Below are 25,092 nucleotides of genomic sequence, written 5' to 3' on the forward strand. Positions count from 1 at the left end.
ACCCATGAGAGTGCTCATCACCGGCGGTGCCGGCTTCATCGGTTCCCACACCGCCGACGCGCTGCTGCGCGAGGGCTACCAGGTGCGTGTGCTCGACTCGCTGGAAGAGCCGGTGCACCCCGGCCATGCCAAGCCGGCCTACCTCGACCCGCGCATCGAGTTCATCAAAGGCGACGTGCGCAACGAAGCGGTGCTGCTGGATGCGCTGCGCGGCAGCGACTATGTCTACCACCTGGCCGCCTTCCAGGACTACCTGCCGACCTTCAGCCGCTTCTTCGACGTCAACGTGACCAGCACCGCGCTGATCTACGAGCTGATCGTGCGCGAGAAGCTGCCGGTGAAGAAGGTGATCGTGGCCTCCAGCCAGGCGGCGCTCGGCGAAGGTCTTTATCACGATGCCAATGGCAAGGCTGTGCTACCCGACATCCGCCCGACGGAGCAGCTCGAGCGTGGCGTGTGGGAGGTGCAGGCGCCCAAGGGCTTCAGCGGTCCGCTGCAATGGCAGCCGACCGACGAGACGGTCGCCAACCCGCAGAACCAGTACGGCCTGTCGAAGATCGCCGAAGAGCGTGTGGCGCTCTCGCTTGGCAAGCGCTACGGCATCCCGAGCGTGGCGATGCGCTACTCGATCGTGCAGGGGCCGCGCCAGAGCTTCTACAACGCGTACAGCGGCGCCTGCCGCGTGTTTTCCTTGAGCTTCCACCTCGGCCGCGAGCCGATGATCTACGAAGACGGCCAGCAGGTGCGCGACTTCGTGAACGTGCAGGACGTGGTCGACGCCAACCTGCTCGTGCTGCGCGACGAGCGTGCGGACTACGAGATGTTCAACGTGGGCGGCGACAAGGCGCACACGGTGGCCTCGTTCGCGACCGTCGTGGCCGAGGTCTTCGGTGCCAAGGGCTACCAGGCCCAGCCCTGCGGCAAGTTCCGCTTCGGCGACACGCGCCACATCTGCTCCGACGTGAGCAAGCTCAAGTCGCTCGGCTGGAAGCCGACGCGCACGGTGCACCAGAGCGTCGAGGCTTACAAGGCCTGGCTGTCGACCGCCGACAACGCAGCGCAGATCCTCGACTACTGCAACCAGCAGATGGCCGCGCTCAACGTCGTGCGCGACGTCAACAAGGCGTGAACGCGACCCAGCGGAAAACCAAGGCAGTGCTGCTGGCCGGCGGCCTCGGCACACGCTTGCGTCCGCTGACGAACACCGTGCCGAAGTGCCTGGTCGAGATTGCCGGTCGGCCCTTGCTGGATTACTGGTTCCAGGCGCTGCGTGCGGCCGGCATCACCGACGTGCTGGTGAACAACCACCACCTGCCCGATGCGGTGCGGGCGTTCCTCGATGCCAAGCGCGCCGAAGGCTTCAACGCCGTCGAGGCCTACGAGCCGACGCTTCTGGGTTCGGCGGGCACGGTGGCGCACAACCGGGCCTGGGCCGACGGGGCCGATGACGTGCTCATCATCTACGCGGACAACCTGTCGAGCCTGGACCTGAGCACCTTCATGGCCAGCCACCGGGCACATGGCTTGCCCATGACGATGCTGCTGTTCCACGCGCCGAACCCGAAGGCCTGCGGCATTGCCGAGGTCGACGTCACCGGTCGCATCGTCGATTTCGTCGAGAAGCCGGCGGAGCCGAAGTCGGACCTGGCGAATGCGGGCGTGTATGCGGTGACCGCCGATGCGTGGCGCGAGATGGCCGATGCAAAGGCCTTCGACCTCGGCTTCGACGTGCTGCCGAAGTTCGTGGGCCGCATGCAAGGCCATGTGCACGAGGGCTACCACCGCGACATCGGCAACCTCGACGCGCTGGAGGCGGCGCGTGCGGCTGCACCCCGTGTCTTCGCGGGGCGATTCAACTGATTGAGACCTGATCAAGGACAAGAGGACAAGACATGAAAGTGCTGGTGACGGGCGGAGCGGGCTATGTGGGCAGTGCGTGCCTGCGCAAGTTGCTGGCCGAGGGCCACGATGCGATTGCCTTCGACAACCTCTCGGAAGGTTATGAAGCCGCCGTGCCCGCGGGCAAGCTGGTCAAGGGCGACATTGCCGACACGGCGGCGCTGACGAAGCTGATGAAGGACCACGGCAGCGAAGCCGTGATGCACTTCGCTGCCGCCACCTACGTGGGCGAATCGGTGACCAACCCCGACCACCACTACAACAACAACATCGCCGGCACGTTGAGCCTGCTGCGTGCGATGCGCCAGGCGGGCGTCAACCGCATGCTGTTCTCCAGCACCTGCGCCACCTATGGCGACAACCCGGTGGTGCCGATGAACGAGACCGCCGCGCAGATCCCGTGTAGCCCGTACGCACGCACCAAGCTGGCGGTCGAGTGGATGATCCGCGACTTCGCGCACGCCTACGGCCTGGGCTTCACGCTGCTGCGCTACTTCAACGCCTCGGGCGCCGACCGCGACGGCGAGTTCGGCGAGGCGCACGACCCCGAGACGCACCTGATCCCGCTGCTGCTGCAGGTGGCCCTCGGCCAGCGCGACAAGCTGATGCTCTATGGCGACGACTACCCCACCCCAGACGGCACCTGCATCCGCGACTACGTGCACACCGACGACCTGGCGCAGGCCCACATGCTGGCCATCATGGCAACCACGCCGACGACGGCCGAGGTCTTCAACATCGGCACCGGCAACGGCCAGTCGGTGAAGGAAGTGCACCGTGCCTGCGAAGAGGTCACCGGCAGGAAGATCCCGCTGCAGGTCACGGCCCGCCGCCCGGGCGATGCGCCGGCGCTCGTCGCCGACCCGACCAAGCTCAAGACGCAGCTGGGCTGGAAGCCCGAGTTCTACGACATCAAGCGCACCGTCGAGACGGCATGGGCCTGGCATCAGAAGTACCCGAAGGGCTACGCCGACAAGGTGAAGGCACAGCGCTGAGCGCGGTGCAGGCTAAAGGAAAACGGCGCCCCGAAGGGCGCCTTTTCATGGAGCGCAGTGGATCAGGCAGCCACGTGCTGCGGCAGGAAGGCCTGCACTTCCGCGTGCGCCGAAACGACGGCGTGGGCCTGTGTCGTCGCCGGTTGCGGATGGCCCGGCGGGCGGAAAAGCAGCGTGCGGCCGACGCCTGCGCGCGCACCGGCCAGGATGTCGGTCTCCATGTCGCCCAGCAGCACCGAGGCCGCTAGGTCGACGTCAAACTCCTGTGCCGCCTGCAGGATCATCCCGGGGTTGGGCTTGCGGAACGGCGATTCGGCCTTGTAGTGCCCGATGCCGTGCTCGGCGTGGTACGGGCAGAAATACACCTTGTCGATGGGCGCGCCCCGCGACGCGAACTCGCCGCACATCCACTCGGTGAGGGCGTGGAAATCGGCTTCGGTGTACTTGCCGCGGCCGATGCCGGCCTGGTTGGTGATCACGAAGACGAGGTGGCCGCGCGCGCGTGCCGTGCGCACGAGGTCGAAGATGCCGTCGACGAAGTCGAAGTCCTCGCGCTTGTGCACGTAGGCGTGATCGATGTTGATCACGCCGTCGCGGTCAAGAAAGAGGGCAGGGCGGCCCATGCGCCTGCCGCCTTTACTCGTGGTAGTCGTAGGCCTGGAAACCGGCAAGCTTGACCAGGCTGTCGCGGCGGGCCGAGTTGTAGTCGGCCTCGACCATCTCGGCCACGAGCTCCTGCAGCGTGGTCTTGGGCGTCCACCCGAGCTTCTGCTTGGCCTTGGTGGGGTCGCCGAGCAGCGTCTCGACTTCGGTCGGGCGGAAGTAGCGCGGGTCCACGCGCACGATCACGTCGCCGACCTTGCACTTGGCCTTGTCGCCCTCGACCTTGGTCACGGTGCCGATCTCGTCGACGCCTTCACCGGTGAAGGTGACGGTCACGCCCAGCTCCTTGGCGGCGAACTCGACGAACTGGCGCACGCTGTACTGCACGCCTGTCGCGATGACGAAGTCTTCGGGCTTGTCCTGCTGCAGCATCAGCCACTGCATCTCGACGTAGTCCCGCGCATGGCCCCAGTCGCGCAGCGCGCTCATGTTGCCCAGGTGCAGGCAGTCCTGCAGGCCGAGCGCGATGCGGGCGATGGCGCGGGTGATCTTGCGGGTGACGAAGGTCTCGCCGCGCAGCGGGCTCTCGTGGTTGAAGAGCACGCCATTGCAGGCGTACATGCCGTAGGCCTCGCGGTAGTTGACCGTGATCCAGTAGCCATAGAGCTTGGCCACGGCATAGGGGCTGCGCGGGTAGAACGGGGTGGTTTCCTTCTGCGGGATCTCCTGCACCAGGCCGTAGAGCTCGGAGGTGCTGGCCTGGTAGAAGCGGGTCTTCTTCTCGAGGCCGAGGATGCGGATGGCTTCCAGGATGCGCAGCGTGCCGATGCCGTCGGCATTGGCGGTGTACTCGGGCGTCTCGAAGCTCACCGCCACATGGCTCATGGCCGCGAGGTTGTAGATCTCGTCGGGCTGCACCTGCTGGATGATGCGGATCAGGTTGGTGCTGTCCGTCAGGTCACCGTAGTGCAGGATGAAGTTCTTGTTGTCGACGTGCGGGTCCTGGTAGAGGTGGTCGATGCGGTCGGTGTTGAAGAGGCTGGAGCGGCGCTTGATGCCGTGCACCTCGTAGCCCTTCTTCAGAAGCAGTTCGGAGAGGTATGCGCCATCCTGGCCGGTCACGCCGGTGATGAGGGCTACTTTCTTGTTGGACATGATCGGTCTCTGTGAGGATGGTCGGTCGAGGAATTACTGGCGGAAGGGCGCGGTTTCGTAGGTGAGGCGCAGGCCGTCTTGCAGGCTGGTCTTGGCGCGCCAGCCGAGCGAGGCAAGGCGGCTCACGTCGAGCAGCTTGCGCGGCGTGCCGTCGGGCTTGGAGCTGTCGAACACGATGCGGCCCTTGAAGCCCACGGTGGCCATGACGGACTCGGCCAGCTCGCGGATGGTCACGTCCTCACCGGTGCCGATGTTGACCAGCGGGCCGGCGTAGCCCTGTTCGGCCAGGTGCACGCAGGCATCGGCCAAGTCGTCGACGTAGAGGAACTCGCGGCGCGGGTTGCCGCTGCCCCAGACCACGTATTCGCTGTCGCCCCGCTCGCGGGCCTCGTGGGCTTTGCGCAGCAGGGCCGGCAGCACGTGGCTGTTGGCGAGGTCGTAGTTGTCGTTGGGGCCGTAGAGGTTGGTGGGCATCACGCTCACGTACTGGCGGCCGTACTGCAGGTTGTAGTTGTCGCAGAGCTTGATGCCGGCGATCTTGGCGATGGCGTAGGGCTCGTTCGTGTATTCCAGCGGGCCGGTCAGCAGGTAGTCTTCCTTGATCGGCTGCGGGCAGTCGCGCGGGTAGATGCAGCTGGAGCCGAGGAACATCATCCGCTGCACGTCGGCGAGGTGCGCGCCGTGGATGAGGTTGGCTTCGATCGTCAGGTTCTGGTAGATGAAGTCGGCGCGGTAGACGTTGTTGGCCTGGATGCCGCCGACCTTGGCCGCTGCCACGAAGCTGTAGTCGGGCTTCTCGGCCGCGAGGAAGGCATGCACCGCCTTCTGGTCGAGCAGGTCGAGCTCGGCATGGGTGCGGGTCACGATGTTGGTGTAGCCCGCGGCCTTCAGTCGACGCACGAGGGCGCTGCCCACCATGCCACGGTGACCGGCGACGTAGATCTTGGCGTTCTTGTCCATGCTGTCGTCTTGCGGGCCGCGTCAGCCGCGGCCGTAGGTGTCCTGGAAGCGAACGATGTCGTCTTCGCCCAGGTAGCTGCCCGATTGCACCTCGATGATCTCGAGCGGCACCTTGCCGGGGTTGGCGAGGCGGTGCGTCTGGCCGAGGGGGATGTAGGTGCTCTGGTTCTCGGAGAGCAGGATGACCTTGTCGCCGTTGGTGACCTCGGCAGTGCCGCTGACCACGATCCAGTGCTCGGCGCGATGGTGGTGCATCTGCAGCGAGAGGCTCGCACCCGGCTTGACCATGATGCGCTTCACCTGGAAGCGCGGGCCGGCATCGATGCTGTCGTACCAGCCCCACGGGCGGTGCACCTGGCGGTGCAGGGTGTGCTCGCTGCGGCCGGAAGTCTGCAGCTGGTTGACGATGTGCTTGACGTCCTGGCTGCGGCTGCGGTCGGCCACGAGCACGGCATCGGGCGTCTCGACCACCACCACGTTGTCGAGGCCGACCACGCCCACGAGGCGGCTGGTGGCGTGCACGAGCGTGTCGCGGCTGTCGCGCATCAGCGCGTCGCCGATGAAGGCGTTGCCCTGCGCGTCTTTCTCGCTGACCTGCCAGACGGCGTCCCAGGCGCCGAGGTCGGACCAGCCGGCCGCAAGCGGCACCATGTGGATGGTGAACTCGTTCGAACCGGGGCATTTTTCCATGACTGCGTAGTCGACCGACTCGCTCGGGATGGCGGCGAACTCGCCCTTGCCGGGCCGCACGAAGCTCGCATCGACCTGGTGGGCGGCGAAGGCGGCACGCGTGGCGCTGGCGATGTCGGGGCGGAAGCGCTCCAGCGCCTTCAGCCACACCGATGCGCGCACGACGAACATGCCGCTGTTCCAGTAGTAGCCGCCCTCGGCGAGGTAACGCTCGGCGGTCGCCGCATCGGGCTTCTCGACGAACTGGGCAACGTTGAAGACCTGCGTCTCGTTCGGTGCCGTGCCGTTGGTGCGGATGTAGCCGAAGCCGGTTTCGGGCCGGTCGGGCGTGATGCCGAGGATCACGAAGGCGCCGTTGGCGGCACTGCGCACGGCCTGGCGCAAGGCCGCCGTGAAAGCCGGCTCGTCGGTCACGGTCTGGTCGGCCGGGGTGACGACCAGCACCGGGTCGGCATCGTTCGCGGTGGCCTGCAGGGCAGCGAGCGTCATCGCCGGGGCGGTGTTGCGGCCCATCGGTTCGAGCAGCACCGTGGCCGGGGGCAGGGCCAGCTCACGCAGCTGGTCGAGGATCAGGAACCGGTGCTCTTCGTTGCCGACGATGGACGGGGCAGCGACCGACAGGCCTTCGCCGTCCAGCGCCGCAAGGCGGGATGCCGCTTGCTGGAACAGGCTGCGATTGCCCTGCAGCACGAGAAACTGCTTGGGGTACTGCGCGCGCGAGAGTGGCCAGAGCCGGGTGCCGCTGCCGCCGGCCATGATGACGGGTTGAACCGTGATGTGGGACATGGATGTGTTGGAAAAGAGTCGAGGAGCGCGTTGCCGGGAGCCTAGCGAAGGGTCAGGTCACCGGCGCAGCCTGTAAGGGTCGCACGGTAGCCAGTGGCCCCTGCGGCGCTGCGGTCTTCCGTCGCCACCGAGCACGAGAGCGAGACGGCGCGTGTCGGTGTGTAGTAGACGGCGAGGCCGTAGCCGGTGACGCGCTCGTTGCCGCCGTCGCCACGGGTACCGCGGCGGTAGCGGACGTTACCTGAGAAGGAAGTCTTGCCGGTGACCGTGTAGCGCGCATCCACCGCCAAGGTGGTGCTCAAACGGTTGCTGTCGACGGGCAACGCGGCCGTGCCATCGGGGCTCGTCGTGAGGAACGTGGTCTCGGTGCCGGTGTCACGGGTGAGCGTGCTGTTGAGGTTCAGCTTGCCGGTGAGCTGGTAGTTCCAACCCAGGGCGCCGGTGGTTTCGGACAGCTCGGCATTGGTGGCGATGCTGTGCGTTTCCTTCGTGCGGCTCAGGCGGGCGTTGAAGGTGCTGAAACCGGTGGCCGCCCAGGCCGCGGTGAGGTCCACGTCCCGGCGCTTCAACTCGTCTTCGGTGGGTGCAGGCGAGACGCGGTAGCGCGGCGTGCTGCCCCGGGACTCGCGCACGCCCAGCCCGAGCGTCAAGCGCCCGGTGCCGCGGCGGATGCCGACATTGACGGTGTCCTGCGAGTAGTTGCGCCCTTCGAGCAGCACGTTCTTGTAGGTGAGCTTGCGGTACTCATAGCCCGCATCCAGCGACAGGCTCTGCGGCAGTCCCCAGCGGCTGTTGGCGATGAACTGCTGCGTGACCTGGTCACTGACGATGCGGCTGCCTTCGGTGATGCCGAAGTCCGTCAGGCTGTTGCGGGTGGAATAGCGCAGCGTGCCCGACAGCGTCTCGACGGTTTCCCAGTCGAGGCCCGCGCGCAGGGCGTAGCTCTTGTTGTCGAGCGAATCGTTCTTGCGGTAGCGGTTGATCTCGGCATCGCCATCGGCAAACACGCGCTGGCGCCCGAGCCGCTGGTCGAGCCCGGCGGTGAGGCCGGTGCGGGAGATGGTGTCGGTCGACTGGTTGGCCGAGGTGCGGAAGACGTTGTTGTCGTACTGGACGGACTGCGAGACGCCGATGTAGTAGGGCGACTGCTCCTGCGCATGGGCCACGGCCACGCACAGGCTGGCGGCGGCCAGGGCGATCAACGTGCGGGCAGGTCTTGGAATGTGTGTCTGCATGTGGCGAAGGGCACCAAGGTCCGTCAGGGCCTGCGGTCAGTACGCGTTGCGGTCGAAGAAGACGAGCCGGATGGTACGCACGATGATCTGCAGGTCGAGTGCCAGCGACCAGTTGCGCAGGTACTCGAGGTCGTATTCGACGCGGGCCTGCATCTTGTCGACCGTGTCGGTCTCGCCGCGCTGGCCGTTGACCTGGGCCCAGCCGGTGATGCCCGGCTTGACCTTGTGGCGCACCATGTAGGCCTTGACGATGCGGCGGTACTCCTCGTTGTGCGCGATCGCGTGGGGGCGCGGGCCGACGATGCTCATTCGGCCCTGCAGCACGTTGAAGAACTGCGGCAGCTCGTCGAGTGAGGTCTTGCGGATGAAGGCGCCGAACGGGGTGATGCGTGCATCGCCCTTGGTGGCCTGCTTGACGACCTTGCCGTTGTCCTGCGTGGTCATCGAGCGGAACTTGTAGACGGTGATGTCTTCGCCGTCGAGGCCGGTGCGGCGCTGCTTGAAGATCACCGGGCCGGGCGAGCTCATCTTCACGCCGATGGCGATGGCCAGCAGGATCGGCGAAATGAGCACGAGGATGATGGAGGCGAGCACCACGTCGCTCACACGCTTGACCAGCTCGTTGGTGCCGGTGAACGGGGTCTCGCAGATGCCGACGATGGGCACGCCGTTGATGTCCTGCAGGCGGCCCTGGATGATGCTGATGCCGAAGATGTCGGGCACGAAGAAGAGCGAGGCGGTGGTGTCCTGCATCTGCTCGAGCAGCTCAACGATGCGTGGCTGCGAGCCGAGCGGCAGGGTGATGAAGACCTCGTGCACGCCGTGGCGGCGGATGAAGTCGGCCACGTCCTTCAGGCCACCCTTGACCTGGTCCATCGCCAGGCCGTCGACTCGCGCATCAGCGCGGTCGTCGAAGTAGCCGAGGAAGTCGACGCCCTTGTCTTCGCTCAGCGTGAGCGCGCGCATGACCTTCACGCCCTGCGGGCCGGCGCCGATGACGATGGCACGGCGGCGTGCTTCCGGTTGGGCGAGCTGGTGCAGCACCACGCGGCGGCCGACCCACACGCCCAGCCATTGCACGACGGGGGTGGCAACGACCCAGATGAGGAGCGCGTCCTGGTCGAAATAGCTCAGGCTGCGCGTCACGTAGCCGCACAGCAGCAGCACGCCCATGAGCACGACCCATGACGAGACGATGTCGACACCGGCGGCGATGAGGTTCTGGCGGAAGCGGTTGTGGCCGGGGAAGGTCAGCGCGAACACCAGCAGGCACAGCACGAGCTCGGGCCGCCCGATGAACGCATCGAGGTAGAGATTGGCCGCGAGGAAGGTGAGGACGGTGATGGTCGGCTCGAGAAACGCAGCCGCGAGCGACGTCACCGATTGCGGAGCGCTGTAGAACGTTCGCTTGTACGGTCGGTCTTCAAACATTGCTACGGGTTGGTCCACGAGGCGCCGCCTCCATCCATGTGGTCGACTGCTGACAGGCGTTGCCGCTGCATCGGCCGTGCCTCGGGTTCGCCGTGTGGCACGGCGTTGGGAACGTTGCATTTGCTCGCGGCGCTGAAGCTCAGACACCGCGGGAATTCTCGCCCAAGACATATGGCGGACCGGACCCGCAAGTGTGGGGGGACATTCGTTTTAGGGAGGTGTCCATGCGTTGAATGCGTCACGGTTTGATGGCCTTGCAATTGCACAAGGAAGCCCCTTGGCCGCCATCGGCGTGACAAACCCGGCGCCTACAATTCCCCGATGCCTACCCCCTTCGATTCCGCCTTCGGTGCGCTTTTTACCGCGGCGCTGGGCTCCGCGACGATGGAGCGCATCACCCTGCTGCTCAACCATGTGATCGCGGCCGAGACCGTGGCGACCGACCGGCTGAAGGCCCACAGCGGGCGCAGCCTGCAGCTCCTGTGGACCGGTTGGCCGCCGTTGCTGCCCCCGCCGCCGGTGGTGGCGTTCACCATCACGCCGGCGGGTCTTCTCGAATGGTGTGGCGATCAGGCGCCGGCGCAGCCCGACCTGCGCGTGAGCCTCGATGCCTCCAACCCGCTGAAGCTCGCCAGCCTGTGGATCAGCGGCGAGCGGCCGCAGGTGGTGATCGAGGGCGACTCTGCCCTGGCGGCCGACGTGAGCTGGCTCATCGACAACCTGCGCTGGGACATCGAGGACGACCTCGCTCGCATCATCGGCCAGGCGCCCGCGCATGAGCTGGCGAAAGCCTCGAAGGCCGTGTCCGCCGGCCTGCGCGAGGCCGTTCGCGCCTTGCAGGGCCTGGTGTCGCGCACGCCCCGATGAGGCATCTTTTCCGGCTGGTCTTCATCGTCGTCACCGTCCTGCGCTTCGGCCTGGACGAGCTGGCGCTGTCCGGCTTCAAGCAAGGCTGGGTGCGCGCGCTGGTGCGCGTGATGACGCTCGGCCGCCGTCTCGACGCTCCTCCCGGGCGGCGCCTGCGCGAAGCGCTCGAGCGGCTGGGCCCGATCTTCGTGAAGTTCGGACAGGTGCTCTCGACGCGCCGCGACCTGCTGCCGCCCGAGGTCGCCGACGAGCTGGCCCGCCTGCAGGACCGGGTCCCACCGTTTCCCGCGCCGGTCGCACGAGCGCTGGTGGAGAAGGCGTACGGCCGCCCCATCGAGGCCATCTTCGCCAGCTTCGACGCCGAGCCGGTGGCCAGCGCGTCCATCGCCCAGGTGCATTTCGCCACTCTGAAAGACGGGCGGGAGGTGGCGGTCAAGGTGCTGCGCCCCGGCATGCTCGCGGTGATCGATGACGACCTGGCGCTGCTGCGCACGCTGGCGCGCTGGGTCGAGCGCGTGTCAGCCGACGGCAAGCGGCTCAAGCCGCGCGAGGTGGTGGCCGAGTTCGACAAGTACCTGCACGACGAGCTCGATCTCGTGCGCGAGGCGGCCAACGCGGCGCAGCTTCGCCGCAACATGGACGGCCTGAACCTCGTGCTCGTACCCGAGATGATCTGGGACCTGTGCACCTCCGGCGTCATCGTCATGGAGCGCATGTACGGCGTGCCCATCAGCCAGACGCAGCGCCTGCGCGAAGCCGGGGTCGACATCAAAAAGCTCGCGCGCGACGGCGTGACGATCTTCTTCACGCAGGTCTTCCGCGACGGCTTCTTCCACGCCGACATGCACCCCGGCAACATCCAGGTGAGCATCGACCGCGCCACCTTCGGCCGCTACATCGCGCTCGACTTCGGCATCGTGGGCACGCTCACCGATGTCGACAAGGACTACCTTGCGCAGAACTTCATCGCCTTCTTCCGCCGCGACTACAAGCGCGTGGCCGAGCTTCACCTCGAATCGGGCTGGGTGCCGCCGGGCACGCGGATCGACGAGCTCGAGGGGGCGATCCGGGCCGTGTGCGAGCCGCATTTCGACCGCCCGCTGAAAGACATCTCGCTCGGCCAGGTGCTGCTGCGGTTGTTCCAGACCTCGCGCCGTTTCAACGTCGAGATCCAGCCCCAGCTCGTGCTGCTTCAGAAGACGCTGCTCAACATCGAAGGCCTGGGCCGCCAGCTCGACCCCGACCTCGACCTCTGGAGCACCGCCAAGCCCTTCCTCGAGCGCTGGATGAACGAGCAGATCGGCTGGCGCGGCCTGGTCGAGCGTGTGAAGAAAGAGGCACCGCACTGGGCGCAGCTGCTGCCCGAGTTGCCGCGCCTCGTGCACCACGCGCTGCAGGCGCACGCCCGCGGTGCCGATGCCCGCCTGATCGAGACCCTGCTGGCCGAGCAGCGCCACACCAACCGGCTCCTGCGCACGCTGCTCTATGGCGGCCTGGGCTTCGCCGGAGGCGTGCTCGCCACGGTGGCGGCCGGCTGGCTGGTCGGCTAGACGCCAGGGGCTGGCGGCGCGGCCGCCAGGGGCGGGCAGGGTTCGCCCTCGCGCCAAGGGCTCTTTTTTTTGCCTGCCTGGAACAGATAATGCTGGCCGGTCGCCCGGGGCGGGCGCCGCCCTTTCCGATCCCTGCCAACACGATCCGCGAGCCAAGGTCGAATGAACACCACCCTCATTTCCTTTGTCGTGCTGTACCTCCTGGGCACCCTGGCGCTTGGCGTCTGGGCCGGCACCCGCATCAAGAACACCACCGACTTCGCCATTGCCGGCCGCAGCCTGCCGCTGATCATGGTGATCACCACCACCTTCGCCACCTGGTTCGGTGCCGAAACGGTGATGGGCATCCCGGCCAAGTTCGTGCAAAGCGGGCTGGGGGCGATCGTCGAAGACCCGTTCGGCGCCGGCACCTGCCTGATCCTCGTGGGCATCTTCTTCGCGGCCAAGCTCTACAAGCAGAACCTGCTGACCATCGGCGACTTCTACCGCAACCGCTACGGCAAGGGCATCGAAGTGTTCTGCTCGGTGGCCATCATCCTCAGCTACCTGGGCTGGGTGGCCGCGCAGATCACCGCGCTCGGCCTGGTCTTCACCGTGCTCACCAACGGCGCCATGGGCGAGACCGCCGGCATGATCGTCGGCACCCTGGCGGTGCTGATCTACGTGGTGGTGGGCGGCTTTCTTGCCGTCGCCTGGACCGACTTCATCCAGATGATCGTGCTGGTGGTCGGCCTGGCCATCATCGCCGTGTTCGCGAGCGACCTGGCCGGTGGCTCCGACAAGGTGCTGGCCGTGGCCAGCCAGAAGGAGCTGTGGAATTTCCTGCCCCCGCCGACCTTCACCGAAGTGGCGATGTTCATCGGCGCGGGCCTCACCATGATGTTCGGCAGCATCCCGCAGCAAGACGTCTTCCAGCGCGTGATGTCGGCCAAGGATGCCAACACCGCCCGCAACGGCGCGGTGATCGGCGGCGTGAGCTACATCCTCTTCGCCTTCGTGCCCATGTTCATCGTGCTGAGCGCGGTGGTGGTGATGGGCGATGCCGCCCTCGAGATGGCGAAGAACGACTACCAGCGCCTGCTGCCCACCTTCGTGCTGACCCAGATGCCGCTGATCATGCAGATCATCTTCTTCGGCGCGCTGCTGTCGGCCATCAAGAGCACCTCGTCGGCCACGCTGCTCGCACCCAGCACGAGCTTCGTCGAGAACATCCTAAAGAACCTGCGCCCTGGCATGACCGACAAGGAGCAACTCTTCGCGATGCGTGCCTCCATCGTCGCCTTTGCCGGCCTCGTGCTGGCGTATGCGATCGCGATGAAGGGCACGCCGATCTATGACCTGGTGTCGGCGGCCTACCAGGTGACCCTGGTCGGGGCCTTCGTGCCGCTGGTCTTCGGCCTGTACTGGAAGCGTGCCACCACCCAGGGCGCGGTGGCCTCGGTCGCGGCCGGCATCGCGGTGTGGATCGCCTTCTTCCCGCAGGTGTCCAACTTCGGCGAGACCTTCCCGGGCCAACTGGCTGGTTTGATCGCCGCGGTGGTGGGGATGCTCGTGGGCTCGCTCGCCCCGCAAATCCTGAAGAACCGGCAGGAAGCCCGTCAGGCTGTGGCTTGAAGCACTGAATCGCGTCCCCACATAGGCTCGGCACGCCGCCGCGCGGCGTGCCCCACCTATAATTTCGCGTTTCGAATCAAGGGTTTAGCCATGCCCATCTACGCCTATCGGTGTGACGCCTGCGGCCACGCCAAGGACGTTCTCCAGAAGGTCTCCGACCCCGTTCTCACCGACTGCCCCGCCTGCGGTGCGCCCGCCTTCAAGAAGCAGGTGACCGCTGCCGGTTTCCAGCTCAAGGGTTCGGGCTGGTACGTGACCGACTTCCGTGGCGGCAACAACGCCGGCACCAGCCCACCTGCGGCCGGCGGCGACGCCAAGCCGGCCGCCGACGCCCCCAAGGCCGATGCAGCGCCGGCCGCGCCGGCTCCGGCGCCCGCCTCCAGCTCCTCCAGCGACACGCCCTGACGCTTCTGCTACCCCCTCAAGGAACCATGTGAAGAAATACCTGATCGCGGGCCTGCTGGTCTGGCTGCCACTGGCCATCACGATCTGGGTCCTGCATTCGGTGCTGGGCCTGCTCGACGATGTGTTCGGCAGCCTCATCACCGGCACGCAGGCGGTGCTGCCGGCGGCGGCGCACGAGTCGCTCGAATCGCTGCGCCGGATCCCCGGTCTCGGCGTGGTGGTAATGGTGGGCGGCTTGCTCCTGACCGGCGTCTTCGCGGCCAACATCTTCGGCCAGTGGGCGCTCACGCAAGCCAACCAGCTGCTGATCAAGATCCCGATCGTCAAGTCGATCTACAGCTCGGTGAAGCAGGTGTCGGACACCCTGTTCTCCAGCAGCGGCAACGCCTTCCGCGAAGCGGTGCTGGTGCAGTACCCGCGCCAGGGTTCGTGGACCATCGCCTTCGTCACCGGCAAGCCGGGCGGCGAGGCGGCCATCCACCTGTCGGGCGACTACCTCAGCCTGTACGTGCCGACCACGCCGAACCCGACGTCCGGCTTCTTTCTCATGGTCCCGCGCACGGACGTGATCGCACTCGGCATGAGCGTCGACGAAGCGCTCAAGTACGTCATTTCCATGGGCGTGGTGGCGCCGCCGCTGCCGGTACCCATGCCCGAGCCGGCGCGAAATCTGCCGGGCTGACCGGCCCGGCTCCCGGTTAGCCCATTCGCACCTAGCGCCTACACCGTTGCGCGCCCCACCGGGCGTCGCACAATTCCCTTTTTCGGAGCAAGAACATGAGAACAACCTACTGCGGCCTGGTCAGCGAAGCGCTCCTCGGCCAGACCGTGACCCTGATGGGCTGGGCCCACCGCCGCCGCGACCATGGCGGCGTGATCTTCATCGACCTGCGCGACCGCGAAGGCCTGGTCCAGATCGTCTGCGACCCCGACCGTGCCGAGACCTTCAAGGTCGCCGAGGGCGTGCGCAACGAGTTCTGCCTCAAGATGGTCGGCAAGGTGCGCCCGCGCCCGGCCGGCACCGAGAACGCCAACCTCACGAGCGGCAAGGTCGAGATCCTCTGCCACGAGCTCGAGGTGCTGAACCCGAGCATCACGCCGCCCTTCCAGCTCGACGACGACAACCTCTCGGAGACCACCCGCCTCACCCACCGCGTGCTCGACCTGCGCCGCCCGGTCATGCAGAAGAACATGATCCTGCGCTACCGCGTGGCGATGGAGGTGCGCAAGTTCCTCGATGCGAACGGCTTCATCGACATCGAGACGCCGATGCTCACCAAGAGCACGCCCGAAGGCGCGCGCGACTACCTGGTGCCCAGCCGCGTCAACGAAGGCATGTTCTTCGCGCTGCCGCAGTCGCCCCAGCTCTTCAAGCAGCTGCTGATGGTGGCGGGCTTCGACCGCTACTACCAGATCACCAAGTGCTTCCGCGACGAAGACCTGCGCGCCGACCGCCAGCCCGAGTTCACGCAGATCGATATTGAAACGAGCTTCCTCAACGAGGAAGAGATCCGCGGAATGTTCGAAGGCATGATCCGCTCGGTCTTCCGCAGCACGATCGGTGTCGACCTGCCCGGCTACCCGGTGATGACGTATGCCGATGCGATGTACCGCTACGGCAGCGACAAGCCCGACCTGCGCGTGAAGCTCGAGTTCACCGAGCTGACCGACGTGATGAAGGATGTCGACTTCAAGGTCTTCTCCGGCCCCGCCAACGCGAAGGACGGCCGCGTGGTCGCGCTGCGCGTGCCAGGCGGCGGCGAGATGAGCCGCAGCGAGATCGACGCCTACACCGAGTTCGTGAAGATCTACGGCGCCAAGGGCCTGGCCTGGATCAAGGTCAACGATGCCGGCAAGGGCCGCGACGGCCTGCAGTCGCCGATCGTGAAGAACCTCCACGACGCGGCCATCGCCGAGATCATCGCGCGCACCGGCGCGCGCAACGGCGACCTGCTCTTCTTCGGTGCCGACAAGGCCAAGGTTGTGAACGACGCGATCGGCGGCCTGCGCATCAAGGTCGGTCACAGCGAGTTCGGCAAGAAGAATGGCCTCTTCGAGGACAAGTGGGCGCCGCTGTGGGTGGTCGACTTCCCGATGTTCGAGTACGACGACGAAGCCGAGCGCTGGAACGCGGTGCACCACCCGTTCACCTCGCCGAAGGACGGTCACGAGGACTACATGGACACCGACCCGGGCAAGTGCATCGCCAAGGCCTACGACATGGTGCTCAACGGCTGGGAACTCGGCGGCGGCTCGATCCGCATCCACCGCGCCGAAGTGCAGAGCAAGGTCTTCAACGCGCTCAAGATCGGGCCCGAGGAAGCGCAGCTCAAGTTCGGCTTCCTGCTCGACGCGCTGCAGTACGGCGCCCCGCCGCACGGCGGCCTCGCGTTCGGCCTCGACCGCCTGGTCACGCTGATGACCAAGGCCGAGTCGATCCGCGACGTGATCGCCTTCCCGAAGACGCAGCGTGCGCAGGACCTGCTCACGCACGCGCCGAGCCCGGTCGACGAGAAGCAGCTGCGCGAGTTGCACATCCGTCTGCGCAACCCGCAGGTGGTGTCCAACGGCTGATCGCCGCCGGTCATCGCTGGCATCATCGAGGGGCAGCGTTCGCTGCCCCTTTTCCATTCCATGAACCCTTCGCGCCCGCCCAAGATTCCTGAGTCGGTGCTGGTCGTCATCCACACCGACGACCGGAAAGTGCTGCTGCTCGAACGCGCCGACAAGCCGGGCTTCTGGCAAAGCGTCACCGGCTCGAAGGACCGCCTCGACGAGCCGCTGACCGAGACCGCCATCCGCGAAGTGGGAGAAGAAACCGGCATCGTGATCGGCTCGCCGCAGGTGCCGCTGGCCAACCTGCGCGACTGGCAGCTCAGCAACGTCTACGAGATCTACCCCGTGTGGCGGCATCGCTATGCACCGGGTGTCACACACAACACCGAACATGTGTTCGGCTTGCGCGTGCCCGGTGGAACACCGGTTGCCCTCGCACCGCGTGAACACCTACGCTACCAGTGGCTCGACTGGCGCGAGGCGGCCGACCAGTGTTTTTCGCCGTCCAATGCCGAGGCCATTCTCCAGTTGCCCCGATTCCTCTGACGGACCCCATGACACGCGGCGCAAGCTCCACCACGCAGCACCCGAGCCACATCCTGCGGGTGGCCACCTACAACATCCACAAGGGCGTGCGCGGCATCGGGCCACGCAAGCGGCTGGAGATCCACAACATCGGCCTGGGCATCGAGGCGCTCGATGCCGACCTGGTGTTCCTGCAGGAAGTGCGCAGCTTCAACAACGCCGAGGCGCGCCGCTTCCCCGACACCCACTTCGGCTGGCCGCGCGTGCCTCAGGCCGACCACCTCGCGCCCGAAGGCTACGACGTGGCCTACCGCACCAACGCGTTCACCGCCGATGGCGAGCATGGCAACGCGCTACTGTCGCGCTGGCCGCTCGATGAAGACATCGGCCACCACGACGTGTCGGACCACCGCTTCGAGCAGCGCGGCCTGCTGCACGTGAAGATCGACTGGCACGGCCACGTCGTGCACGGCATCGTGGCCCACCTCGGGCTCATGCACTCGAGCCGCGTGCGGCAGGTGGCGCGCATCGCCGCCTTCATCGCCCACCACGTGCCCCAGCACGAGCCGGTGGTGCTGGCCGGCGACTTCAACGACTGGGGCGAGAAGCTCGACGGCCCCGTGCGCGAGATGGGCCTCGAGCGAGCCGAGCGCGGTACGCCGCAGCGCACCTTCCCGTCGCGCGTGCCCATCTTCTCGCTCGACCGCATCTACACCCGCGGCTTCCGCTGCGCGGCGACCTTCGTGCCGCGCGGCAACGTGTGGGCGCGCATGTCCGACCACCTGCCCCTCGTGGCCGACCTCGAACTGGCTTGATGAGCTCGGCCGCCGACAAGCGCAGCGCCGCGAGAGCGGCCTTGATGCGGGTCATCCACCCCACGGTGTACAGCGGCGGCAACCAGGCGCGGCTGCTGCGGGGCGGCGATGCGCTCTTTCCCGCCATGGTGCGGGCCGTCGAGCAGGCGCGGCACGAGATCTGGCTCGCGACCTACATCTACGACAACGTGGCGAGCGTCACCGCGCTCACGCAGGCCCTGGCCGAAGCGGCGCAACGTGGCGTGCAGGTGAAGCTCGTGGTCGACGGCTTCGGCACGCGCGGCAAGCTGCCCGAGCTGCGGCGTGCGTTGTGCGACGCGGGGGTGCACCTCACGGTCTTCCGCCCGATGGATCGGTGGTGGTCCTGGCTGCAGCCGAGCCAGCTGCGCCGCCTGCACCAGAAGATCTGCGTGGTCGACGGCCGGGTCGCCTTCGTCGGCGGCATCAACCTGCTCGACGATTGTTATGACCAGGTGCATGGCTGGACCGATCAGCCGCGGCTCGACTTCGCCGTCGAGCTCGCCGGCCCCGTGGTCGCGCCCATCGAACAGGCGGTGAAGGCCTTGTGGACACGCGCCAACGTCGGTCGCAACTTCGCGAAAGAGGTGGCCGCGCTCGCCCGCAGTGCCGAGCCGGTGGCGCGTGCCCGCCGCCTGCTGCGCCGGCTGCGCATGCCCAAGGGCGCGAAGGCGGAAGAAGAGGTGGGCGACCTGCCGCCGGTGCGCGCCGCCTTCGTGATGCGCGACAACCTGCGCCAGCGCCGCGCCATCGAGCGCAGCTACATCCACGCGATCCGCAAGGCGAAGACACGCGTCGACCTGATCTCGCCGTACTTCTACCCGGGCCGCGCCTTCATGCGCGTGCTCATCAACGCGGCGCGGCGCGGCGTGCAGGTGCGCCTGCTGCTGCAGGGCAAGGTCGACTACCGCATCGCGGCGGTGGCGGCGCAGGCGCTGTACGACCAGCTGCTGAGCAATGGCGTGAGGGTGTACGAATACACGCCCGCCTTTCTGCACGCCAAGGTGGGGCTGGTCGATGACGAGTGGGCGACGGTGGGCAGCTCCAACATCGACCCGTTGTCGCTGCTACTCAACCTCGAAGCCAACGTCGTGATCCGCGACGCGGCCTTCGTCAACACGCTGGCCGAGGAGTTCGACAACGCGGTGTCGGCCTCGCGTGAGATCGATCCGCTGCAGGCGCGGCGTGCCAGTTTGCGGGGCGTGTTGCGACGGGGCTTCGTGGCGTGGGTGGCCCACGTGTACCTGCGGGTGGCCGGCATCACCGGACGGTATTGAGCCCCCCAGTCGCTGACGCTCCTGCCCCCGAGGGGCGCCCCGCCTGCGGCCGGGAAACCCGTTCCGCGGCGGGCGGCTCGAGGAGGGCGTAGGCTGCGCCTCGCCCGCCTGCATGGCGGTTCGTTGTTTGCTGCTCAGTGGTCCATGAACGTCGACCTCATCGTCCAGCGCCCCGAAGGCCTCTACTGCCCGCCCGGCGACTTCTACATCGACCCCTGGCGGCCGGTGCCGCGGGCCGTCATCACGCATGCGCATGGCGACCATGCGCGCATGGGCAACGGGCACTACCTGGCGTCGCAGAAGTCCGAGGGTGTGTTGCGCTCGCGCCTGGGCGCCGACATCCACCTGCAGACCCTCGCCTATGGCGAAACGGTCGACCACCACGGCGTGCGCCTGAGCCTGCACCCGGCCGGCCACGTGCTCGGCTCGGCGCAGGTGCGGCTGGAGCATGGCGGCCAGGTGTGGGTGGCCTCGGGCGACTACTTCGTCTCGGGGGCGGAGGACCACAACACCACCTGCGAGCCCTTCGAGCCGGTGCGCTGCCACTGCTTCATCACCGAGTCGACCTTCGGCCTGCCGATCTACCGCTGGCAGCCGCAGCGTGAGGTGTTCGACGACATCAACCGGTGGTGGCAGCGCAATGCCGACGCGGGGCGCGCGAGCCTGCTGATGGGCTACAGCTTCGGCAAGGCGCAGCGCATCCTGGCCGGGGTGGACGCGTCGATCGGCCCCATCGTCACGCACGGCGCCGTCGACCCTTTGAACGAGGCCTACCGCGCAGCCGGTGTGGCGCTGCCGGCCACGCACCGCGTCACCGATCTCGACAAGGCCGCGCTGTCGCGTGCGCTCGTCATCGCCCCGCCCTCGGTGCAAGGCTCCGCCTGGGCGCGCCGCTTCGGCGACGCGAGCGATGCCTTCGCGAGCGGCTGGATGCAGCTGCGCGGCGCACGCCGCCGGCGTGCGGTGGACCGCGGCTTCGTGCTCAGCGACCACGCCGACTGGCCGGGCCTGCAGCGGGCCATCCGCGCGACGGGCGCCGAGCGCGTCATCGTGACGCACGGCTACGAGGCGATCATGGTCCGCTGGCTGCAGGAGCAGGGCTTGCAGGCCGAGGCCTTCGAGACCGAATACGACGACGAGCGCGTCGCCGCGGAGAAGCCCGCGGGCGATGTCGAGAGCAACGAATGAAGCGGCGCGCATGAAAAGATTCGCCCAACTCTTCAACGAGCTCGACGCCAGCACGGCCACCAACGCGAAGGTCGAGGCCCTGAAGCGCTACTTCGACGAAGCGCCCGACGCCGATGCCGCCTGGGCGGTGTACTTCCTCTCCGGCGGCAAGCCGCGGCAGGTGGTCGGCAGCGGTGTGCTGAGCGTGCTCGCGCGCCGCATCGCGGGCATCGAGCCCTGGCTCTTCGACGAGTGCTACCAGGCGGTGGGCGACCTCGCCGAGACCATCGCCCATGTGCTGCCGCGGTCGGAGCACACGAGCGACCTCGGCCTCGCCGAGTGGGTCGAGCAGCGCCTGCTGCCGCTGCGCGAGGCCACGCCCGAGCAGCAGGCCGAGCGCATCGCCGGCTACTGGCGCGAGCTCGATGCGACCGGCCGCTTCCTGCTCACCAAGCTGATCGGTGGTGGCTTCCGCGTTGGGGTGAGCAAGCTGCTCGTGCAGCGGGCGCTCGCCGCCCACGCCGGGCTCGATGCCAAGCTCGTGGCCCAGCGCATGATGGGCTACACCGACAAGACGGCGCGGCCCGATGCGGCCGGCTACCGGGCGCTGCTCGACCCCGCGTCGGTGCAGGCGCCGAGCGGCTCGGGGCAGCCCTATCCCTTCTTCCTGGCCCATGCGCTCGAACAACCCTTGGCCGAGTTCGACGCGAAGCTGGGCCCGCCCAGTGACTGGCTGGTGGAGTGGAAGTACGACGGCATCCGCGCGCAGGTGGTGCGACGCGGCGGCAACATCTGGGTCTGGTCGCGCGGCGAAGAGCTCGTGACCGAGCGCTTTCCCGAGGTGGTGGCCATCGCGGGCCAGTGGCCCGACGGCACGGTGGTCGATGGGGAGATCCTGGTGTGGAAAGACGGCAAGCCGGCGCCGTTCAACCTGCTGCAGCAGCGCATCGGCCGCAAGCTGCTCGGCAAGAAGATCCTCGCCGACGCGCCGGTGAGCTTCATGGCCTACGACCTGCTGGAGTGGCAGGGTGAAGACATCCGCGACTGGCCGCAGCACCGCCGCCGCGAAGCCCTGCTGGCGCTGCCCGGGATGATGGTGTCGAGCAGCGTCGAACGGGCGACCTGGGCTGAGCTCGCGGAAGTGAGAGAAGAGTCGCGCGCCCGCGGCGTCGAAGGTTTCATGCTCAAGCACCGCGACGCCCGCTACGGCAGCGGCCGCAAGAAACAGGAAGGATTGGCCGCCGGCACCTGGTGGAAGTGGAAGATCGCACCGCTCTCCGTCGACTGCGTGCTGATCTACGCGCAGGCCGGCCACGGCCGGCGGGCGAGCGTCTACACCGATTACACCTTCGCGGTGTGGAACCGCCAGCCGATGGACGCCGAGGAAGCGAAGGCCGTGCTCGACGCCATCGAGCGCCGTGAACCCGCGCAGCCCGACGGCCTCCAGCTCGTGCCCTTCGCCAAGGCCTACTCCGGCCTCACCGACGAGGAGTTCCGCGACGTCGACCGCGTGATCCGCGCCACCACGCTCGAGAAGTTCGGCCCGGTGCGCAGCGTCAAGCCGAGCATGGTCTTCGAGCTCGGCTTCGAGGGCATCAACCGCAGCACCCGCCACAAGAGCGGCATCGCGGTGCGATTCCCCCGCATGCTGCGCATCCGTTCCGACAAGCCGCTGCACGAAGCCGACACTTTGGCGACACTGCAAGCTTTGATGAGCCATTCCGACTGAGAAATGGCTCCACGACCACAGGAACAGGCATGTCCCACTTCGACTGCGATCTCTTCGTCATCGGCGCCGGCAGCGGCGGTGTGCGCGCCAGCCGCATGGCGGCACAACGCGGGGCGCGCGTGGTGGTGGCCGAGGGCGGCGCGCTGGGCGGCACCTGCGTCAACGTCGGCTGCATCCCGAAGAAGCTCTACAGCTACGCCGCCCACTTCGGCGAGCTGGCCGAGCAGTCGCACGGCTTCGGCTGGGTCGGCGAGGCGCCGCGTTTCGACTGGGGCGTGCTCAAGCAGCGCCGTGCCGCCGAGATCAAGCGGCTCAACGGTGTCTACGAAGGCCTGCTCAAAGGCGCGGGCGTGCAGTTGCTGCGCGGCTGGGCGCGCCTGGCCGACGAGCACACGGTGGTGGTCGACTGCGCCGGCGGCGAGCAGCGCCTCCGGGCGAGGCACATCCTGCTCGCCACGGGCGGCGCGCCGGTGAAGAGCGGCCTGCCCGGCGACGCGTGGGCCAAGAGCTCCGACGACATGTTCGACCTCGATCCCTTCCCGAAGCGCCTGGTGGTGGTGGGCGGCGGCTACATCGCCTGTGAGTTCGCGTCGATCTTCCGGGGGCTGGGCGCGGAGGTGGCGCTGGTGCACCGGGGCACGCACCTGCTGCGCGGCTTCGACCAGGAGATGGCGGTCTTCCTGACCGGCGAGATGCGCAAGAAGGGCGTCAAGGTCTGCCTGCAGACGACCGTGCTCGAGGCCGAGCAGCGGGGCACCGTGCAGCGCCTGCGCCTGAGCGATGGGCAGGTGCTGGAAGCGGACACCGTGCTGCACGCCACCGGCCGCCGCGCCCGCACCGAGGGCCTGGGCCTCGAAGCCCTGGGCATCACCGTGAACAAGGACGGCAGCGTGCCGGTCGACGACCGCCTGCAGACGAACGTGCCCTCGGTGCATGCACTCGGCGACCTGGTCGGCCGCAAGGCCCTCACGCCGGTGGCACTGGCCGAGGCGATGTACCTGGTCGACCGCCTGTTCGGCCCGTCCTCGGGCAAGCTCGTGCGCCAGCCGATCGACTACGACCTGGTGCCCACGGCGGTCTTCACCCACCCCAACGTCGGTACCGTGGGCCTGAGCGAAGAGGCGGCGCGCAAGACCTACCCGAGACTGCGCGTGTACCGCGCCGAGTTCAAGGCGCTGCAGCACACCCTCAGCGACAGCACCGAGCGCACGCTGATGAAGCTGCTGGTCGACGACGCGAGCGACAAGGTGGTGGGCCTGCACATGGTCGGCCATGACGCGGGCGAGGTGGTGCAGGGCTTTGCGGTGGCGCTGCAGGGCGGGCTGACCAAGGCAGTGTTCGACCGCACGCTGGGCATCCACCCGACCGGGGCGGAGGAGTTCGTCACCATGCGCGAGGCGCTGCGTGTGGTGGAGGGCACGGCGGCCGAAAGCGCCACGACCTGAGGCCTCGACTGGGGACACAATCGCCCCATGTCTTCGGAGCTCATCTTCGCGGCCGCCGTGGCGGCTGCTGCGTTTCTTGCCGGCCTGGTCTGGGTGCGCAGGCGTGGCCCGAAGACGCGCAACGTGGCCCACAAGGGGCGGCGCAACGTGCCGGCGCCTGCCAACCTGCGCTACACCTGCGCCGGCTGCGCCGGCCAGTTCACCCACTCGCGGCGCACGCTGTCGGCGCGCGAGAAGGGCGCCAAGAGCTTCTACTGCAACGCGTGCAACACCCGCTCGCTCACCGTGCCCAAGCCCAAGCCGTGGCAGCTGGTGCCCGACGCCCGCAAGGCCGCGAAGAAGTCCGACAAGAAGGCGCCCAAATAGGCGCTGCCCTCAGCCCGCGAACCACTCCACCCAGTAGTCGATGCAGGCCTTGATCTTGGGCAGACGGTGGCGCGTGCCGGCGGTCACCGCGTAGACGGGGCTCGGCTGCTCGTCCACGCACTCGGGCATCACCGGCACCAGGCGTCCTTCCTTCACCAGCGGCCCGGCGGCGATGGTCGAGAGCCGGCCGATGCCCAGGCCCATCAACACCATGTCGGCGACGACGGCCGTGTCGTTGGCGCGCCAGAAGCCGCGTGCGGGCACGGCCATCGGCTGACCATCGACGATGAAGGGCCAGAGGTTGAGGTTGGTCGCCGCGCTGTTGGTCACGAGGCGGTGCCGGGCCAGCTCGTCGGGGTGCTGCGGCGTGCCCATCTGCTCGAGGTAGGCCGCCGTGGCGTAGAGCGCTCGGCCATGCGTGCCGATCTGCCGCGCGACCACCGTCTCGGGCAGCGGGCCGCTGGTGGTGCGCAGCGCGATGTCGATGCCGTCGCGCGTGAGGTCGGCGAGCCGGTCGCTCACCTCCAGCTCCACCTGCACGCGCGGGTGTCGCGCATGCAGCCCCGGCAGGCTGGGCAGCACGCGGTACTGCGCCATCACCGTGCTCGCGGCCACCCGGACCAGGCCGCTCGCCTCGCGCGACTTGGCATTGAACTCGCCCTCCAGCTCGTCGAGCGAGCCGGTGATGCGGTGGCAATAGTCGAGGAAGGTCTCGCCTTCGGGCGTGAGCGCCAGCGCATGGGTGGAGCGGTGCATCAGCTTCACGCCGGTCGTCTTCTCGATGCGGGCCACGGTGCGCGAGACCTGGCTCACCGGCACGTCGCGCTCGCGCGCCACGGCCGAGAGCGTGCCGAGCGAGGCCACGCGGGCGAAGAGCTTCAGGTCGTCGAAGGTCAGTCCGTCCATGCCGGCGATGGTAGGGGCGGCGGTGTTGCAGCGGGTGCAAGACGCATTTCCCTGCAGCGCGGTTTCGCCGGCGCAGGCGGGTGCCTAGAGTGGCTTCA

Annotated in this window: 23 protein-coding genes; 16 read left to right on the top strand and 7 right to left on the bottom strand. The window is 67.7% G+C overall.

The genetic code is table 11. From position 1 onward, the window contains the following. Positions 1–4: 4 nt before the first annotated feature. Genes JI745_RS21705 through galE form a run of 3 tightly spaced genes read left to right on the top strand, consistent with a single transcriptional unit; the run spans position 5 to position 2,894 of the window. Positions 5–1,129: an NAD(P)-dependent oxidoreductase gene (locus JI745_RS21705; RefSeq protein ID WP_201811721.1), complete on the top strand. Its 1,125-nt coding sequence runs from the start codon at positions 5–7 to the stop codon at positions 1,127–1,129. Beyond that, positions 1,126–1,860 (top strand): nucleotidyltransferase family protein, encoded by a 735-nt coding sequence (locus JI745_RS21710; RefSeq protein ID WP_201811723.1) that lies wholly within the window; start codon positions 1,126–1,128, stop codon positions 1,858–1,860. Before JI745_RS21705 ends, JI745_RS21710 begins: the two co-directional genes overlap by 4 nt. A 32-nt stretch (positions 1,861–1,892) precedes the next feature. Next, entirely contained in the window at positions 1,893–2,894 is a 1,002-nt protein-coding gene (galE, locus tag JI745_RS21715) for a UDP-glucose 4-epimerase GalE (RefSeq protein WP_201811725.1), read from the top strand. A 62-nt stretch (positions 2,895–2,956) separates the two neighbouring features. On the opposite strand, the gene JI745_RS21720 is transcribed toward galE, so the two are convergent. From JI745_RS21720 to JI745_RS21745, 6 genes are read right to left on the bottom strand one after another with little or no spacing between them, the layout of a single operon-like run. After that, complete coding sequence (locus JI745_RS21720; RefSeq protein WP_201811727.1) at positions 2,957–3,517, bottom strand: D-glycero-beta-D-manno-heptose 1,7-bisphosphate 7-phosphatase; 561 nt, start codon at positions 3,515–3,517, stop codon at positions 2,957–2,959. A gap of 13 nt (positions 3,518–3,530) precedes the next feature. Continuing rightward, the gene (gene gmd, locus JI745_RS21725; protein WP_201811729.1) at positions 3,531–4,652 is read right to left on the bottom strand and encodes a GDP-mannose 4,6-dehydratase; all 1,122 of its coding nucleotides are present in this window, start codon (positions 4,650–4,652) and stop codon (positions 3,531–3,533) included. Between the two features lie 33 nt (positions 4,653–4,685). Beyond that, positions 4,686–5,612, bottom strand: a complete 927-nt coding sequence (locus JI745_RS21730) for a GDP-L-fucose synthase (RefSeq protein ID WP_201811731.1) — start codon at positions 5,610–5,612, stop codon at positions 4,686–4,688. Positions 5,613–5,633: 21 nt separating this feature from the next. Beyond that, positions 5,634–7,088, bottom strand: a complete 1,455-nt coding sequence (locus tag JI745_RS21735; RefSeq protein ID WP_236675086.1) for a mannose-1-phosphate guanylyltransferase/mannose-6-phosphate isomerase — start codon at positions 7,086–7,088, stop codon at positions 5,634–5,636. 41 nt (positions 7,089–7,129) lie between these two features. Continuing rightward, entirely contained in the window at positions 7,130–8,323 is a 1,194-nt protein-coding gene (locus JI745_RS21740; protein ID WP_201811734.1) for a hypothetical protein, read from the bottom strand. A gap of 36 nt (positions 8,324–8,359) precedes the next feature. Beyond that, entirely contained in the window at positions 8,360–9,754 is a 1,395-nt protein-coding gene (locus tag JI745_RS21745) for an undecaprenyl-phosphate glucose phosphotransferase (protein ID WP_201811736.1), read from the bottom strand. Positions 9,755–10,075: 321 nt separating this feature from the next. Between JI745_RS21745 and JI745_RS21750 the strand changes: the two genes are divergently transcribed. The 13 genes from JI745_RS21750 to JI745_RS21810 all read left to right on the top strand — a co-directional run bounded on the left by JI745_RS21750 (position 10,076) and on the right by JI745_RS21810 (position 24,088). Next, complete coding sequence (locus tag JI745_RS21750; protein ID WP_201811738.1) at positions 10,076–10,621, top strand: hypothetical protein; 546 nt, start codon at positions 10,076–10,078, stop codon at positions 10,619–10,621. Further along, positions 10,618–12,171 (top strand): ubiquinone biosynthesis regulatory protein kinase UbiB, encoded by a 1,554-nt coding sequence (gene ubiB / locus JI745_RS21755; protein WP_201811740.1) that lies wholly within the window; start codon positions 10,618–10,620, stop codon positions 12,169–12,171. The genes JI745_RS21750 and ubiB overlap by 4 nt, the downstream gene beginning before the upstream one ends. A 162-nt stretch (positions 12,172–12,333) precedes the next feature. After that, positions 12,334–13,785 (top strand): sodium:solute symporter family protein, encoded by a 1,452-nt coding sequence (locus JI745_RS21760; RefSeq protein WP_201811742.1) that lies wholly within the window; start codon positions 12,334–12,336, stop codon positions 13,783–13,785. A gap of 90 nt (positions 13,786–13,875) precedes the next feature. Beyond that, positions 13,876–14,190: an FmdB family zinc ribbon protein gene (locus tag JI745_RS21765; RefSeq protein ID WP_201811744.1), complete on the top strand. Its 315-nt coding sequence runs from the start codon at positions 13,876–13,878 to the stop codon at positions 14,188–14,190. A 28-nt stretch (positions 14,191–14,218) separates the two neighbouring features. Next, positions 14,219–14,872 (top strand): DUF502 domain-containing protein, encoded by a 654-nt coding sequence (locus JI745_RS21770; protein ID WP_201811746.1) that lies wholly within the window; start codon positions 14,219–14,221, stop codon positions 14,870–14,872. 95 nt (positions 14,873–14,967) lie between these two features. Continuing rightward, positions 14,968–16,764 (top strand): aspartate--tRNA ligase, encoded by a 1,797-nt coding sequence (gene aspS / locus JI745_RS21775; RefSeq protein WP_201811748.1) that lies wholly within the window; start codon positions 14,968–14,970, stop codon positions 16,762–16,764. Positions 16,765–16,824: 60 nt separating this feature from the next. Next, positions 16,825–17,292 (top strand): dihydroneopterin triphosphate diphosphatase, encoded by a 468-nt coding sequence (nudB, locus tag JI745_RS21780; protein WP_201811750.1) that lies wholly within the window; start codon positions 16,825–16,827, stop codon positions 17,290–17,292. Positions 17,293–17,300: 8 nt separating this feature from the next. Beyond that, on the top strand, positions 17,301–18,086 hold the full coding sequence (locus tag JI745_RS21785; protein ID WP_201811752.1) for an endonuclease/exonuclease/phosphatase family protein: 786 nt from the start codon (positions 17,301–17,303) through the stop codon (positions 18,084–18,086). Next, positions 18,086–19,381, top strand: coding sequence for a cardiolipin synthase ClsB (clsB, locus tag JI745_RS21790; RefSeq protein ID WP_236675087.1), 1,296 nt, complete (start codon positions 18,086–18,088; stop codon positions 19,379–19,381). The genes JI745_RS21785 and clsB overlap by 1 nt, the downstream gene beginning before the upstream one ends. A 144-nt stretch (positions 19,382–19,525) precedes the next feature. Next, complete coding sequence (locus JI745_RS21795; protein WP_201811754.1) at positions 19,526–20,569, top strand: ligase-associated DNA damage response exonuclease; 1,044 nt, start codon at positions 19,526–19,528, stop codon at positions 20,567–20,569. A gap of 10 nt (positions 20,570–20,579) precedes the next feature. Then, on the top strand, positions 20,580–22,277 hold the full coding sequence (locus JI745_RS21800; protein ID WP_201811756.1) for an ATP-dependent DNA ligase: 1,698 nt from the start codon (positions 20,580–20,582) through the stop codon (positions 22,275–22,277). Positions 22,278–22,306: 29 nt separating this feature from the next. Beyond that, positions 22,307–23,722 (top strand): glutathione-disulfide reductase, encoded by a 1,416-nt coding sequence (gorA, locus tag JI745_RS21805; RefSeq protein ID WP_201811758.1) that lies wholly within the window; start codon positions 22,307–22,309, stop codon positions 23,720–23,722. 27 nt (positions 23,723–23,749) lie between these two features. Then, on the top strand, positions 23,750–24,088 hold the full coding sequence (locus JI745_RS21810; protein ID WP_201811760.1) for a hypothetical protein: 339 nt from the start codon (positions 23,750–23,752) through the stop codon (positions 24,086–24,088). A gap of 9 nt (positions 24,089–24,097) precedes the next feature. Here JI745_RS21810 and JI745_RS21815 read toward each other — a convergent pair whose 3' ends face one another. Then, positions 24,098–24,994, bottom strand: coding sequence for a LysR family transcriptional regulator (locus JI745_RS21815; RefSeq protein ID WP_201811761.1), 897 nt, complete (start codon positions 24,992–24,994; stop codon positions 24,098–24,100). Between the last annotated feature and the right edge of the window lie 98 nt (positions 24,995–25,092).

It is taken from the genome of Piscinibacter sp. HJYY11 (assembly GCF_016735515.1).
Lineage (GTDB): Bacteria > Pseudomonadota > Gammaproteobacteria > Burkholderiales > Burkholderiaceae_C > Rhizobacter.